This is a genomic window from Parageobacillus sp. KH3-4 (assembly GCF_022846435.1).
GTDB classification, from domain to species: domain Bacteria; phylum Bacillota; class Bacilli; order Bacillales; family Anoxybacillaceae; genus Parageobacillus; species Parageobacillus thermoglucosidasius_A.
In genome coordinates, this window is the sequence record NZ_AP025627.1 from 2,057,721 (window position 1) to 2,073,167 (window position 15,447).

The following is a 15,447-nucleotide window of genomic DNA, read 5'->3' on the forward strand; positions in this document are numbered from 1 at the left end:
GCTTGTACCGCCTTCCGTTTTACCGGTTGATTAATGAACGGGGCGATATCGGCCTTTCGTGGAATCAAAGCGAAGGAAAGCAGGCAGCTCCCCTTCGCCGCTGAAAAATAGCAAGAAATTTAAAACACGTTCTTGTTCAAATTATAAAATCTCTTGTATTTGCGCAAATCCAAGCGCATTTCTGTTTATTTCGGCTCCGTCACCACACCTTGAAAAGCAGATTGGTAAATCGTCCGTATATCGTCTTCTAACAGCGGAAGCGGACTGCGCGCAAGCAAGCGTTTTTGCTGAACGGCATCTTTCGTTAAGCTTTCCAATGCGCTCTCTGGGATATTAAATCCGCCGAGCGTTCTCGGGATACCGACATCGCGGACGATTCGCTCCAGCTCTTCGACACATTTATATGAAGCTTCTTCTTCTGAAAGAAAGCTTGAGTTCCCTCCTAGCGCATTCAAAATATCGGCCATCCGCTTCGCGCAGCTTTTGCGAATATATCCCATCACATACGGAAGCAATACTGCATTCGATTCGCCGTGGGCGATATGAAACTGTCCGCCTAACGGGTAAGCAAGCGCATGAACGCCTGCGACCCCAGCGTTAAAAAACGCCAATCCCGCCAAATAACTGCCGTTGCTCATATCGATCCGCGCCTGCTTGTCCTCTCCGTTTTCCACCGCTTTACGCAACGACCGCGCGATCAAGCGAATCGCCTGCAGCGCCAAACCGTCTGACGTCGGGCTTGCATTGACGGATACGTATGCTTCGACCGCATGAGTCAGCGCGTCAATGCCTGTCGCAGCCGTCACGCGCGGCGGAACAGAAACGGTAAGTTGCGGGTCGACAATCGCTACGTCCGCTAATAAATAATCATGCGTTACCACATCTTTTGTCGTATCTAAAGAGAGCACGGAGATATTTGTCACTTCTGACCCGGTCCCTGATGTAGTCGGAATTAATATTTTCGGTAAGCCTTTTTTCTCGACTTTTCTCGTTCCCGTTAAATTAAGGTAATCGGCTACTTTTCCTTCATGCACAGCCAACACCGCCGCCAGTTTCGCCAAATCCATCGCACTCCCGCCGCCGACGCCAATCACAAGGTCAAACTCTCCTTTCCTCGTAAAGGAAACTAATTTTTCTCCCGTCTCCAGCGGCGGTTCCGGCACTACATCTGTATAAAGCTGAACGTCATACCCACGTTGTGCAAGCGGATTTGTTACACGTTGAACGAGGCCGATTTTCTCTAACGCTGGATCTGTTACGACTAATATTTTTTTTGGAGAAAATCGTTCAACTTCAGGAAGCAAGTTGTCCAATGCTCCCCATCCGACATAGTTTAGCGATGTAAATACAATTCGCGAAACACTCATTTCGCTTCTCCCCTTTCTCACTCGTAATAGCCTTCCGTAGATTTGCGGAATTTTTTAAATTGCTCGGAATCATGGCCGAACCATACTTGCGAATTCGTTTCCCGCGCGATCCGCCGGATTCGTTCGACCGTATTCATATAACCAAGGGAGTCATAAATGATGCCCGGCGGCTTAATCGGCGGTCCGTAGCTTTCCGCTGTATAAATCGCATCTGAAGCGAGAATGATCCCTCCCGTTTCTGGAAGCTCCACGTGCAATCCAAGCATTCCCCACGCATGGCCGCTTCCGAAATTCAAAATTTTAACCCCTTCAGCGAGGATAATATTGTCTTCATGACGCTTCACTGTGCGCCATTGAAGGTTATTTTTAATCCATGCATCAATGTCGGCCCAAATATATGCGCCTTCCTTTTGATTGCGCGCGTAACATTGGAGGGCGCCGTTGAATTCGTCTTCATGTACAATGATCGTCGCGTTTGTAAACATTTCTAAGCAGCCCGCGTGATCCAAATGCAAATGCGAAGCAACGACATATTTAACATCTTCCGGTCTTACTTTTAATTGCTCTAGCCGATTGTGGAGATAGCATTCTTCACTTGCCGTCCACGGAAACATTTGCTGGGTTGCTTCCGACCATCTCCCTTGAGGCCCCATCGAGTTTGGATTGCAAGAGGTATCAAACAAAATTTTTCCTTCCGGATGGTCAATCAACACCGTATAAATCGGAAATTCTACAAACTCTGTTTGTGCGTTCGGATTATGAATCGTCGCCGGATTATGCATCGCGATCATCCAGTTTTTATCCATTCTCATTCTCCCATTATCCATGACATAAAGCTTTGGATGCGGTTTTATCATGTTGGACATAAACCTTCCCTCTCCCCTTTTAAAAATCTGTTTTTATCGAAACAAACTTTAATTCCGTCATTTCCTCGACAGCATATTTAATCCCTTCGCGTCCGTAACCGCTTTCCTTCACTCCTCCATACGGCATATGGTCGACGCGGAACGTAGGAATGTCATTGACGATCACGGCGCCAGACTCAATGTGCCGCGCTGCATATAAAGCGCGCTGAATATTGGTTGTATAAATTCCGATATTCAGTCCGTATACCGAATCATTGACCATTTCAATAGCCTCTTGTAATTCCCGATACGGAACGATCGATACAACCGGCGCAAAAACTTCCCGGCACGAGACTGCCATATCTTGCTTTACATCAAGCAAAACCGTCGGTGAATACACCGAACCGTTGCGTATGCCGCCTAATCCAATTCTCGCTCCAGATTGAACCGCTTCTTCCACCCACGATTCAATGCGCTCCGCCTCTCTTTGGCGAATCATTGCGCTAATGTCCGTGTCTTCATCTAAAGGATCGCCGACTTTTAGCTGTTTGGCCCGTTCAATAAAGCGTTTGCAAAATTCTTCGTAAATCGCTTCATGTACATAAACGCGCTGGAGCGAAATGCACACTTGCCCGGCGTAAGAAAACGCTCCTTCTACACACCGCGGAATGATTTTGTCCAACGCAACATCCGGTTCGACAATTAATGCCGCGTTCGAACCAAGCTCTAGCGTCACTTTCCTTAATCCTGCTTTTTGCTTAATCAGTTTTCCAACTGACGCGCTTCCGGTAAACGTAACTTTTTTCACCCGCTCATCCATTAACAAAGCATCGCTAAGTTCCCGGCCGCTTCCCGTTATGACTTGCAATGCCCCGTCCGTAAGACCTGCTTCTTGAAAAATTTCAGCGATCGCCAGCGCGCTTAAAGGGGTTTGTTCCGCCGGCTTTAATACTACCGTATTCCCTGCGGCAAAAGCCGGGCCAAGTTTATGGGCAACTAGATTAAAAGGAAAGTTGAAAGGGGTAATCGCCACGACAACTCCCAGCGGTTCGCGCCATGTCATGCCAATGCGGCCTTCTCCGCCGGGAGCGGCGTCCATCGGAATCGTTTCCCCGTAAATCCGTTTTGCCTCTTCCGCCGCAAATTGATACGTCACAATCGTTCTCTCCAGTTCCCCCCGGGCGGTGCGAATCGGCTTTCCTGCTTCCTTGGCGACAATCCGCGCCATTTCTTCCTTGCGCTCTTTCAATAACCGCGCAACCCGAAACAATATTTCTGAACGCTGATAGGCAGGCAAATCTTTCATCGTTTGAAAAGCCCGCTGCGCTCCAGAAATCGCTTTCTCCACATCGTCTGCATCGGCCATGCTGATGCGCGCTAACAATTGTCCATTATAAGGGGCGCGCAATTCATACGTTCTTGGCTTTTTCACCCACTTTCCATCGATAAATAACCCTTTCGTTTCTTCGTTCATTCTCTCCCTCTCCTCCCTTTTTGTTCAACCACTAATAATGCAAATACCGTGCCAATACTGATAATATTCTTAAAATAAGTGATTTTTTAAAATATCCATGATGAATATGGTGAAAAAAATCACCATCAAAAGGAGAATCTTAAAAGAATACCGAATAGGTTTAGTAGTGAATTTTTTCACCACATATTGAATTTTTTCACCACCATCAACATAAGGAGGTCCAATATGATGAAACAAACCATCATGGATCCCCATATATGGGAAAGCATTTTTTCTTCCATCCATAACGCAGTCATTGTGGTAGATCGAAACGGGAAAATTTTATTAATCAATTCTCCTGCCAAAAAGCTTCTTCAAATAGAAAACGAAAATTGGGAAGGAAAAGATATACGGGATCTTATTCCAACTACCCAGCTTCCTCACGTCTTAGAGAACGGAACAAGTTCGATCGGGGTAAAAATGAACATCGCGGGACGCCAATGTCTCGTCAATCGAACTCCATTGCACCGAAACGGCGAACTAATTGGAGCGATCGGTGTCCTCCAAGATATATCGCAAATGGAACACTACCATTCTCTGTTTAAGCAAATGGAAACGATTATCGAATTTTCGACAGATGGCATTTACGTTGTCGACCAAAATGGCATTACGATCATGGTAAATTCCGCTTACGAAGCCATTACAGGATTCCGCCGAGAAGAACTTGTCGGAAATCATATGTATGATTTAGTAAAAAAAGGGTATTTTGACCAATCCGTCTCTCTTCTCGTTTTACAACAAAAAAAGCGAATTTCCATTTTGCAAAAAATCGGCGGAAAAAAAGATGTCATTGTCACCGGAAACCCTGTTTTCAACGAGCAGGGAGATATCGAAATGGTCGTGACCAGCGTTCGCGACATCTCTCAACTCATTCAAATGAAAGCGGAGCTAGAAAAAGCAAAAAGTTTCTCGGAAATGAGCCACCACCGCTATACGTTCTCCGTTGACGGTTCCAATGAGCAAATCGTATTTCGCAGCCCCTCGATGAAACGACTTTTTGAAAAAGTCCAACAAGTCGCTCCTTACCCTACTACCGTTTTACTAACCGGCCCATCTGGCGTCGGGAAAGAAGTCATCGCCAACTTGATTCATCATCTCAGCCCGCGAAAAGACAAGCCATTTATTAAAATAAACTGCGGGGCCATACCAGAAGCGTTGCTGGAATCCGAATTATTCGGTTATGAAAAGGGAGCGTTTACAGGAGCGCGGCAAGACGGAAAAATCGGCCTATTAGAATTAGCAGACAAAGGAACAATCATGCTCGACGAAATTGGAGAAATGCCATTATCGCTACAAGTAAAGTTATTGAGGGTACTGCAAGAAAAACAAGTCCAGCGAATTGGAAGCCACAAAACGAAAAAACTGGATGTGCGCATCATCGCGGCAACGAATCGGAATTTAAAAGAGCTGATTTCACAAGGAAAATTTCGCGAAGATTTATATTATCGGCTGCAGGTCATTGAAATGTATATTCCTCCATTGGCCGAACGCCCTGAAGATATCGAGCCGTTGCTTGACTATTACTTTTCCTTTTATTGCAAGCTCTACCGCATCGATAAACATTTATCTCCTAAAACAAAGGAGATTTTGCAACGCTACCACTGGCCGGGAAATGTAAGGGAGCTGAAAAACCTGATGGAAAACATGGTCGTTTCCGTCCCGTCCCAACTGATCGAACCGCACGACCTTCCGCTGCACATTTATGACCAAACGGCAGCCACATCTCCGTTGACGCTCAAAGAACGGGTCGAACAGTTTGAAAGACGCCTCATCTATGAAGCGATCGAAAAGAATACATCGCTGCGAAAAGCAGCACAGCAGCTAGGAATCGATCATTCTACGCTCGTGAAAAAATTGAAAAAGTGGGAGAAATCTGAAAAAACGTTACGCCGGCGCTAATGCACCGGCGCGCTGGTTTTTGTTTCGCTTATCGCTTTAAATCGTCTTGCATGGCTCCATTTTATAAACATGCATTTATTCATCATCCCGTTTTCCCTGCACTGTCTTTACTCCCAGCACATCAAGAATAAATACAAATACGGGAATCCCTAAAATCAGCCCCCATACCCCAAAAAAGTGCTCTGAAAAAATCAAAACGATAAACGTATAAAAAACGGGCAAATTCGTCTTCGAGGACATCAATTTTGGATTTAAAACATACGCTTCGAGCGCGTGAACAACGGCGATCATAATGAGAACGTAAACGACTTTCATTACTCCGCCTATGCTATAAGCAATAAAGCACAGCGGAAACAACGAAATGATCACGCCCGCAACAGGAATCAATCCGAGAAAAAAGATCAATATCCCCAGCCCGAATAATTGTGGGAATTCCATGATCCACAAGCCCGCTACCGTAATTGTCATATTAATCGTTGCAATGACAAATTGAGCTTCAATAACTTTCCCAAACGTACGGGCAAATTTTTTTCCAAAATATTCTAATTCATCATAAAAAGGGCTGATTTTGCTATATTTAAAACGATTCGTGAATGAAATAATCCGCTCTTTTTCCAGAAGGAAAAATAAACTTAAAATTAACGCAAGCAAAATTTGCAGACCGACGCTGCTAATGTCGCTGAAATATTTGATTAAATATGTCATTCCAAAATTCAAATAAGTAGTAATTTCATATTGCTTCAGTTGCTCGATAATGTAATTAAACACAATATTATCTTTAGGCTTCGAATAAAATTCCGTAAGCTGTTTGATCAGCTGTGAAATCTCGTTAATAACGACGGGCAAATATTTGACGACGCCGTAGACAAGGATGGAAACGACCGCGGCATACAATAGCAGCACAATAATTTTCCGATTGATGCGAATCCTTTTAGAAATAAAGTCAACAAGCCCATTCATTAAAAAAGAAAAAATAAAAGTAAGCAAAATAATATTTAAAATGCTTCGAACTAAATAGAGAATAAAAATTAAAATAGAAAAAATAACGATTCTTTTCCACGTCGATCGCTTGAAAAATTGCATGATTTCTGATCCCACTGATCCATCTCCCCGTTGCTAAATAGAGTTTTTACCACTATTGATTTTACCGTACAATCCCAAAAAAATTAATAAAAATTTTTGCTGGAAATATTTAAATAAGCGCTTTCATTGCTATCAATAAACAAGGAAGGGAGCAAGCGGACAAGCTCATTGATTTGCAGTCATTTTTCATCAATGCAAGAACAAGGAGTCGATTTGCTGTCAAGATGGGCCTATGGGAAATTCACCCGCTCGTTCATATAATTTTTTTGCTCGAAGATGATTATTTCCATAATTCCTAAAAAGTCCAAATGCGATACTTTCTTAAAAAATAGAACCGTCCATCGCTTGACATAGCAATGCGCCGGCACGATGCGTGCTGGCGCATATAAATTAACTTTAGTTTTTTCTATGAAAATGCGCGCTTGGAGCGGCCATTTTCATGCCGGGTGGAGAGCAAAGCGCGCTCATGGAACTTTTCTATAGTTAGAGTAACGGATAGACCCGCGTTCTTTATAATTCCAAGATAATATTAGTATCATTGCTACTATTCCTAACACACCTGCAAAGTAAAAACCTGCATGAATCCCCATTGCCGAATTCAACATACCGGCAAAATACGGTCCTCCAAACATTCCAACAGCATAAATTGCTTGGTAGGTCCCCATTGCTGTCGCTCGTTTATCATCATCAATCGTTTCAATTGACATTCCCAATAATAGCGGAAATAGCAATCCTAGAGAAAACCCATTGAGTGCTTGTATGACACATAATAATTCTTTATCTTTAATAACAGGGGTGATAAGAGTAAAAATAGCGCTACAGAGAAATGCTAACATCAACGATTTCCATTTCCCAAATAATGGAACGAACACTTTTTCCATAAAAAGCGTCGCTAATGCATGAGGAATCATAAACGAAAAAACAATCATGCTCAAGTCACTTTCTTGAAGTCCTATTTGCAACACATACATCGGTATAAATCCAAACATTGTGGTAAAAATGATGCTGTGAGCCAAAATGGAAAGTAAGGAAGCCCTTAAAAGCAATGGTTCTCTCATCACCAATATAAGGTCTTTCATTTGTATAGAGGTCTGTTTTACATCTTTATCTTTCGGTTCATAAATAAAAAGAGAAAGGATTACCCCAATCATCCCTAGAATTCCACCTATCCAGAATGGGGCATGCCATCCCCATTTATCAACAATGTAACCACTAATAGACATGCCTGTTAGTTGAGCTAAAACAACAACGAAAGAAATATTGCTCATCGCTTTATAAATTTTCTCATCAGAAAAATAGCTCGAATAAAGAACCGTGAAAGCCACCCATGTCGCCGCAGCAACCCCAGCAAGCGAGCGAGAAACAAGCGCCCAACCTAAACTATTTGTTAACGCAAACATCAAACCGCTAATCATTGTCATTAGCATTCCAAGTATAATAAATGGTTTTCTTCGCTTCATAAAATCAGAAATCATTCCAATAGGAAGACGGAATAAAAATTGCATAAATCCATAACTGCTTAAAACAATACCAATAAAAGTGTAAGTTCCCCCTAACAACTCAATATACGGAGATAAAATCGGCATATAAATAAAATTCGAAAACCAAAATATAAATGAAGCAATTAAAAAAAGGTACCGATCTCTATTAGAAGAAAACGAGCGCAACTTATCCCCCCTCATCATTCATCCTATTTCATTCCCGCATTATACTTTAAAATTCCTAATTAACATTTGTAACTTCTCCGCCATTTGTGATAACGTATAAGCAGCAGCAGAAACTTCTTGCATGGACGCTAGTTGTTCTTCAGTTGCCGCAGATACTCCCTGTACTCCCAAATGTGCTGACTCTGTAATTGACTTCACCTGTTTCATCGATTGTACGATTTGTTCTGTGCCTGATACCACGTGTGTTACAGCAGATGATACATTTTGTATTTGAGTAGTTGCGTCGCTAACTGTGTTATAAATATGAACAAACGATTCATCAACAAAGTTAACCAATTGTATACCTGATCCTACCTCTTTTGTTACATCCTCCATTGATATTACCACTCTATTTGTTTCTTGTTGAATTTTACTAATTAATAAGGAAACCTGCTGAGCAGATTGCGCAGACTGTTCTGCCAACTTGCGAACTGCATCCGCCACCACAGCAAATCCGCGTCCATGGTCCCCTGCCCTTGCTGCCTCTATAGCTGCATTTAAGGCTAATAAATGTGTTTGCTCAGAAAGTTCGGTAATTACTTCGATTATTTGATTGATTTCTCTTGAATGCATTCCTAACTCTTTTACTACGTTTGACAAACTGCTTACTGTTTGGTTAATTAACGTCATCTGTTGTACTAACATTTCTATTGCTTTTCTTCCCTCTGCTGATTTTTTGGAAGCTTCAATCGCTTTTGAAGAAACAATTTGTGCATGATTTGCAATTTGTTGTATAGCTAGAGACATTTCTTGAATGATTTGTGAATTATTCTCAATATTTTCTATTTGCTTATAAGCACCTGCTGACACCTCCTGCATCGTAGCAACAATTTGTTCAGTTGCTGTTCTTGTTTGTTCTGCTGTCGTTGTTAATTCATGAGAAAATGACGCTACTTGTTCTGCATTCCCACTGACTTCTTGAATAAGATGGCGAAGATTTCTTGCCATGTCGTTAAACGATTGTGCCAACTCACCAATTTCATCTTTGTTGTTGACTTGAATAGGACCTAACGTCAAATCGCTAGAGGCAATTTTTTGCACAGCGTTTGATACCATCACAACCGGCTTGACAATCATTCTAGAAACCATCCATCCAATAAATAAAAAGAGTAATGCCACAAAGATACAAACAAGAATAAGTATAGAAAGCAGTTGAATAACAAGGTGACTATTTCGAGAAATTTGTTTCTCGAGAAGCTTCTCTTCCAGACTTGATAGCTTCTTGGACTCAAGCAAAATATCATTTGCAAACTTATTGGAAAAATCAGCAAGAGAAGAAATCAATTGTACTGGAGCATTATCATCTCTGTAGTCAATTGCATATTTTGACGAATTAATAAATCCTTTATTAAGCAGTTGTATTTTTCTAATACGACTTTGTTCTTCATTATTTTTTACTATTTTTTTCGTATCATTAAGAATATTCTCAAGAATATTCTCTAATTCTTTATTAGCACTCTCCATATCTCTTATATACTGCTGATTACCAGATATAAGAAAAGCACGTAAACTATTGATTTGCTGCAAAGCTTGGAGTTGAATATGTTCGGAGTTTCTCAACACAACCATTCTACGATTAAGAAAATCATCATAAGCACGATTTATCACAATGATACCGTAATAGAAAATACCTACTGTCAAAAAGAATAGAAAGCCAATTATCAAAAAAGTTATCCATACTTTCTGACGAATAGTAAAACGTCTTCGTATTTTTAATAACTCCATCATAAAATCTCATCCCTCATAAAACAGTCTTTTTTATTCGGTACTTATCATGAATTTTTTCCGCCTTCCCTGATGAGCCAAATTCACGCATTTTCTGTTTTACTATATTTTTTATTGCTTCTCTCGCTTCCGCCAAATATTTTCGCGGATCATACAATGCAATATTTTCTTTTAAAACACGTCGAATCATATTAGTAAACGCTATTTGATTTTCCGTGTTCACATTAATTTTTGCTGTACCTAACGAAATCGCTCTACGAATATCATTAAGAGGAATTCCTGTGCCACCGTGCAAAACAAGCGGTACACCAGTTAATCGCTTGATCTGTTCCATTTCTGAAAATCCCAGCTTTGGTTTTCCTTTATATGGACCATGAACCGATCCCAACGCTGGCGCAAGACAGTCGACACCAGTCTCCTTCACAAAACGTTCGCAGTCTTCCGGAATTGCATACATCGCCTCTGCTTCATCAACAATGACATTATCCTCTTGACCTCCGATTCTGCCTACTTCCGCTTCTACTGAGACACCGAAAACACGAGCGGCCTCCACTACTTTTTTCGTTTCCGCGATATTCCTTTCTAAAGGATAGTGTGAAGCATCAATCATGACAGAAGTAAATCCTGCATATATTGCTTGTAAGCATTGTTCGTATGATGAACCGTGATCCAAATGGAGAGCAACTGGAACAGTAATGTTATATTCTTTTATTAATTCTTTTACAATTGCTGCTACTGTTCGTAAGCCTCCTAAATGTGGAATGTATCCTGGGCTCACTGCCAAAATTACCGGGGATTGTTCTTCTTCCGCTGCCTGAAGAATAGCTTGTGCAAATTCCAAGTTATTAATATTAAAATGACCTACCGCATATTTTTCTTCTAATGCCTGACTCAACATCTCTCTCATCGATACTAACGCCATTTACTATCACCTCTTTTAGTAGTAATATTGAAAGAGTATCAAGCTGAAACCGCTTGATACTCTATGAAATTACCAGCGAACTGTAACCATTTTCTTGCGTGTATAAAACTCAACACCATCTGTTCCATTTGCATGAAGGTCACCATAAAACGAATTTTTCCACCCGGAAAATGGGAAAAACGCCATTGGTGCTGGTACTCCTAAGTTGACTCCTAACATCCCCGCATCAATTTCATCCCGAAATTTCCGAACATTTCTTCCATCTTTTGTATAAATACAAGCACCGTTAGCAAATGGAGATTTATTTGCAACTTCAATTGCTTCATCCAATGTATTTACCCGAACAATAGATAAAACAGGCGCAAAAATTTCATCTTTCCAAATTGTCATATCGGTTGTCACTTGATCAAAAATGGTTGGACCGATAAAATAACCTTTGGCATTTGTCGCAGCATCTTTTCTACCGTCTCTCACTAAAAGTGCTCCTTCTTTTTCTCCAAGTTCAATGTATTTGACTGTTCGTTCCTTATGCGATTCACGAATGACTGGTCCAAGGAATACATCCTCATCTAATCCGTTTCCAATTTTAATCTCATTTGCCGCTTTTACTAATTTCTCTACAAATGCGTCTGCAATATCTCCAACAGTAACCACAACAGAAGTAGCCATACATCTTTCTCCAGCAGATCCAAATGCGGCATTCATAATTTGCTGAACCGCTAAATCTAAGTCAGCATCTGGCATAACAATTGAATGATTCTTCGCCCCAGTTAACGCTTGAACGCGCTTTCCATATGCGGCCGCTGTTTTATATACATACTCACCGACAGGTTGCGAACCAACAAAAGAAATTGCTTTCACATCTGGATGTTCTAACAACCCGTTCACCACATCATGTGCTCCATGAACGATATTCAACACGCCATCCGGAAGCCCCGCTTCTTTAAACAATTCTGCTAAACGGTTGGCAAGTATCGGCGTACGTTCAGATGGTTTTAGGACAAACGTATTTCCGCAAGCAATCGCTAACGGGAACATCCAGCATGGCACCATCATTGGAAAGTTAAATGGCGTAATCCCCCCGACTACTCCTAGCGGATAACGATACATTCCAGACTCAATGCCAGTTGCGATATCTGGAAGCTGTTTTCCCATCATTAACGTAGGTACTCCTGCTGCAAATTCAACACATTCTATCCCCCGTTGAACTTCTCCATATGCTTCGCTATAGCTCTTTCCGTTCTCTAACGTTACTAAGCGAGCAAGCTCTTCCCAATGTTCAACAAGCAGTTGTTGATACTTAAATAAAATCCGAGCTCGACGTGGTACTGGCGTTTTGCTCCAATCTTTAAAAGCTTCTTTTGCTGCTTCAACAGCTTTATTTAAATCTTCCTTATTAGAAATAGGAACATAGGCCAAAACTTCTCCTGTAGCTGGATTCGGAACCACTTCCGTTTTTCCAGAAGATGATTCCACCCATTGTCCTCCAATATAATTTTTTAATATTTGTACTTCAGCCGCTGTTGTCATGTTATCTTCCTCCTTGTTTTATTTCGTTATCATTTGATTGCTTTTATATTTCTGAATAAATTCTTCAATTTGTTGTAATGTCGGCATCGCATCTGAACTGCTATGGCTTGAAATAACAATGGAAGCAGCAGCAGCCCCATATTCCATCGCTTTAGGAATATCCCATCCTTGCATTAATCCATAAATAAAGGCAGCAGCATATGAATCACCAGCTCCGAATGTTTTAATGATTTTAGCAGGGAAAATGGTTCCCACAAATTTCTCGCCTTCTTTTGTATAAGCAGTCGAACCTTCTTTGCCATGCTTAATAACGACAATTTTTGCTTGGTAATTAAACCACTGTTTTGCTGTTCTCTCATCATTATTTTTGATGCTTTCAAATCGCTCCATTATGTTGAATTCCTCTCTTGTTCCAATGATGACGTCACATTTTTCTGCAGCTAAGTTATAATAAATTGCTGTTTCTTCATGAGATTTCCACGTATAAGGACGGTAATCTAAATCAAAGAACACAACAACTCCATGTCTTTTCGCATATTGTAACGCTAAAAACACTGCCTCTCTAGATGGGCTTTTCGCTAAAGCCGTTCCTGAAATTAAGAGAGCCTTTGCTTGTTTAATATAGTCTTCTTTTATATCATTTGGCTCCAGTTTCAAATCAGCGACATTGTCCCGATACATAAGAATGCTGCAATCAGTTGGACTTTTAATTTCAGTGAAAGCAAGCCCTGTCACACTTCCTGATTTATCGGTAACCACATTGGATGTATCAATATGATTTCTTTTCAAATAATTAATAATAAATCTTCCCATCTGATCGTCTGCTACACGCCCAATAAATCCTGTCTTCATCCCTAGACGAGACATTCCAATTGCAATATTGGCTGGAGAACCGCCTACATATTTTGTAAACGTCACCGTTTCTTCCATTGGGCGGTTAATTTCATTGGCGTTTAAATCAATACATAACCGTCCGATAGCAATAAAATCTAATGGTTTTTGTTGGTCAAATGTTAAATATTTCATCAAACCGCCTCACTTTTCTTATATAGATGATGAATGTTTAGCTGCTAACCTGCTTCCCATTACCCATTCATGATCTGGATCATTGTGGAATTTCCATGTCCGAACTGGTCCTGCCATGACATTTAAGTAATACACTTCATATCCCGGCGGTGCTGCAACAGGATGATATCCTTTCGGCACTAAAACAACATCTCCGTTTTTGACTACCATTGTTTCATCCAACGAACGATCATCAGTATACACTCTTTGTATAGCAAATCCATGTTCCGGATTAATTTTGTGATAGTATGTTTCTTCTAAATAAGACTCATGAGGCAGATTATCTTGATCATGCTTGTGTGGCGGATAGCTAGACCAGTTACCTTCCGGTGTAAATACTTCTACTACTAGTAAACTATCAGCTTGTTTTTGCTCCGGAAGAATATTATGAACTCTTCGTTCAATGTTTCCTGCACCTCTTATCTCTACTTCTATCTCACTAGGACTAATTAATCTAGCAGAATAGGTACCTTTCCCTGGAGCCAAGCAGACTGCTAATTCAAGATTTGTTACAGCCTCTACTTCGTAAAAATCTCCAGAAGAAACATATACAGAATACGGAGGAATCTTTTCAAATACGCTCATTCGTTCACCAATATTTTTCCATTGTCCATATTGAGTGAATACATTTGCCTTTCCACTAAGGAGAACTAGGCATGCTTCTTGATTCACCGTTTCCTTCCGCAGCTTTTGCCCTTTTTGTAGAATGTATACTTCGAATCCGATATACTTCCATCCAGCAGATTGCGGTGTCACTCTCACTACATTTCCTTCCTTATCCGGCTTGTGACTCGAAATAACTAATCGACTCATGTATTTTCTCACTCCTTTATCGTTGTTTTGTAGACATCAAAGTTTGAACAATCGAATCAATATAATCCTTTGCTATTTTTGCGTACTTATATGGATGCGCAACAGCAGGATCTTGTTCCGCTTCAACAATAATCCAACCGTCATATTGAATTTGTATCAATTTTTCAAAAATCGGAACAAAATCAATGCAACCATCTCCCGGCACGGTAAACATTCCACGTAACACAGCGCTACGAAAATCAAGATTCTCCTTTCTCACTTGTTCAAGAACATTAAGCCGAACATCTTTTAAATGAACATATTCGATTCGATCCTCATACTTATGCAAAAGTTCTAGTGGATCGTAACCACCGTACAATGCATGCCCTGTATCATATAGTAAATGGACAAGATTCGGATCCGTTAACTCCATTAAACGGTCAATTTCATCCGCAGTTTCCACCACAGTACCAGCGTGGAAATGATAAACAAGTTTCATATCGAATGACTGACATAGTCTAGCAGCCCTATGTAAACCTTCAACTAACGACTCCCATTCTTTCTCCGTTAACTTTTGAATTGTTTTATCCTCAGGTGAACGGCGAGGATCCCAATGCATCGATCCACCCATTTCACACACGATGACGTGCTTACAACCCATTTCATGTAAATATTCCGCCCATTTCTGAAACGATTGCAGCTCCTTTTCTAAACATTTTTCATCAGAAAATAATACACCAATAAACTTGCTTGCTAATTGGATTCCGTATTTTTCGAGTTTTGATTTTAATGATGAAGGATCTTGCGAAAAAAGCCTTCCCATTTCAGTTGCAATATACCCCAACGAAGCCATTTCCGATAATACTTGATCTTGTGTATAATGGTCTCCGAGACCAGGAATATCGTCATTGACCCAGCTGATAGGAGCAATACCAACCCGAAACGGATTTTCTGCTATTCCATTCATCCCCATTTTTCAATACACCTCATTTTGTAATTT

12 protein-coding genes are annotated in these 15,447 nt (G+C 40.8%); 1 reads left to right on the forward strand and 11 read right to left on the reverse strand.

What is annotated here, in order from left to right; translation table 11 throughout:
* Positions 1–185: 185 nt before the first annotated feature.
* Genes MWM02_RS10605 through MWM02_RS10615 form a run of 3 tightly spaced genes read right to left on the reverse strand, consistent with a single transcriptional unit; the run spans position 186 to position 3,686 of the window.
* Positions 186–1,367: an iron-containing alcohol dehydrogenase gene (locus tag MWM02_RS10605; RefSeq protein WP_064550448.1), complete on the reverse strand. Its 1,182-nt coding sequence runs from the start codon at positions 1,365–1,367 to the stop codon at positions 186–188.
* A gap of 17 nt (positions 1,368–1,384) precedes the next feature.
* On the reverse strand, positions 1,385–2,233 hold the full coding sequence (ahlS, locus tag MWM02_RS10610) for an AhlS family quorum-quenching N-acyl homoserine lactonase (RefSeq protein ID WP_064550449.1): 849 nt from the start codon (positions 2,231–2,233) through the stop codon (positions 1,385–1,387).
* Positions 2,234–2,252: 19 nt separating this feature from the next.
* On the reverse strand, positions 2,253–3,686 hold the full coding sequence (locus MWM02_RS10615; protein ID WP_064550450.1) for an aldehyde dehydrogenase family protein: 1,434 nt from the start codon (positions 3,684–3,686) through the stop codon (positions 2,253–2,255).
* Positions 3,687–3,914: 228 nt separating this feature from the next.
* Here MWM02_RS10615 and MWM02_RS10620 point away from each other — a divergent pair, with 228 nt between their 5' ends.
* Positions 3,915–5,624 (forward strand): sigma-54 interaction domain-containing protein, encoded by a 1,710-nt coding sequence (locus tag MWM02_RS10620; RefSeq protein ID WP_244401963.1) that lies wholly within the window; start codon positions 3,915–3,917, stop codon positions 5,622–5,624.
* Positions 5,625–5,699: 75 nt separating this feature from the next.
* Here MWM02_RS10620 and MWM02_RS10625 read toward each other — a convergent pair whose 3' ends face one another.
* From MWM02_RS10625 to iolE, 8 genes are all read right to left on the reverse strand, one after another.
* Positions 5,700–6,722 carry an AI-2E family transporter gene (locus MWM02_RS10625; protein WP_244401964.1) on the reverse strand — a complete coding sequence of 341 codons (1,023 nt, stop codon included), beginning with the start codon at positions 6,720–6,722 and terminating at the stop codon, positions 5,700–5,702.
* Positions 6,723–7,171: 449 nt separating this feature from the next.
* A complete protein-coding gene (locus MWM02_RS10630) occupies positions 7,172–8,374 on the reverse strand; it encodes an MFS transporter (protein ID WP_244401965.1) in 1,203 nt (400 codons plus the stop codon).
* Positions 8,375–8,413: 39 nt separating this feature from the next.
* On the reverse strand, positions 8,414–10,141 hold the full coding sequence (locus tag MWM02_RS10635; protein WP_244401966.1) for a methyl-accepting chemotaxis protein: 1,728 nt from the start codon (positions 10,139–10,141) through the stop codon (positions 8,414–8,416).
* A gap of 13 nt (positions 10,142–10,154) precedes the next feature.
* Entirely contained in the window at positions 10,155–11,060 is a 906-nt protein-coding gene (gene fba / locus MWM02_RS10640; RefSeq protein ID WP_244401967.1) for a class II fructose-1,6-bisphosphate aldolase, read from the reverse strand.
* A gap of 69 nt (positions 11,061–11,129) precedes the next feature.
* A complete protein-coding gene (locus MWM02_RS10645; RefSeq protein WP_064550454.1) occupies positions 11,130–12,590 on the reverse strand; it encodes a CoA-acylating methylmalonate-semialdehyde dehydrogenase in 1,461 nt (486 codons plus the stop codon).
* An 18-nt stretch (positions 12,591–12,608) separates the two neighbouring features.
* A complete protein-coding gene (gene iolC, locus MWM02_RS10650; protein WP_244401968.1) occupies positions 12,609–13,616 on the reverse strand; it encodes a 5-dehydro-2-deoxygluconokinase in 1,008 nt (335 codons plus the stop codon).
* 18 nt (positions 13,617–13,634) lie between these two features.
* Positions 13,635–14,468 carry a 5-deoxy-glucuronate isomerase gene (iolB, locus tag MWM02_RS10655; protein ID WP_244401969.1) on the reverse strand — a complete coding sequence of 278 codons (834 nt, stop codon included), beginning with the start codon at positions 14,466–14,468 and terminating at the stop codon, positions 13,635–13,637.
* A 16-nt stretch (positions 14,469–14,484) separates the two neighbouring features.
* Positions 14,485–15,420 (reverse strand): myo-inosose-2 dehydratase, encoded by a 936-nt coding sequence (gene iolE / locus MWM02_RS10660; RefSeq protein WP_064550457.1) that lies wholly within the window; start codon positions 15,418–15,420, stop codon positions 14,485–14,487.
* Positions 15,421–15,447 lie beyond the last annotated feature (27 nt).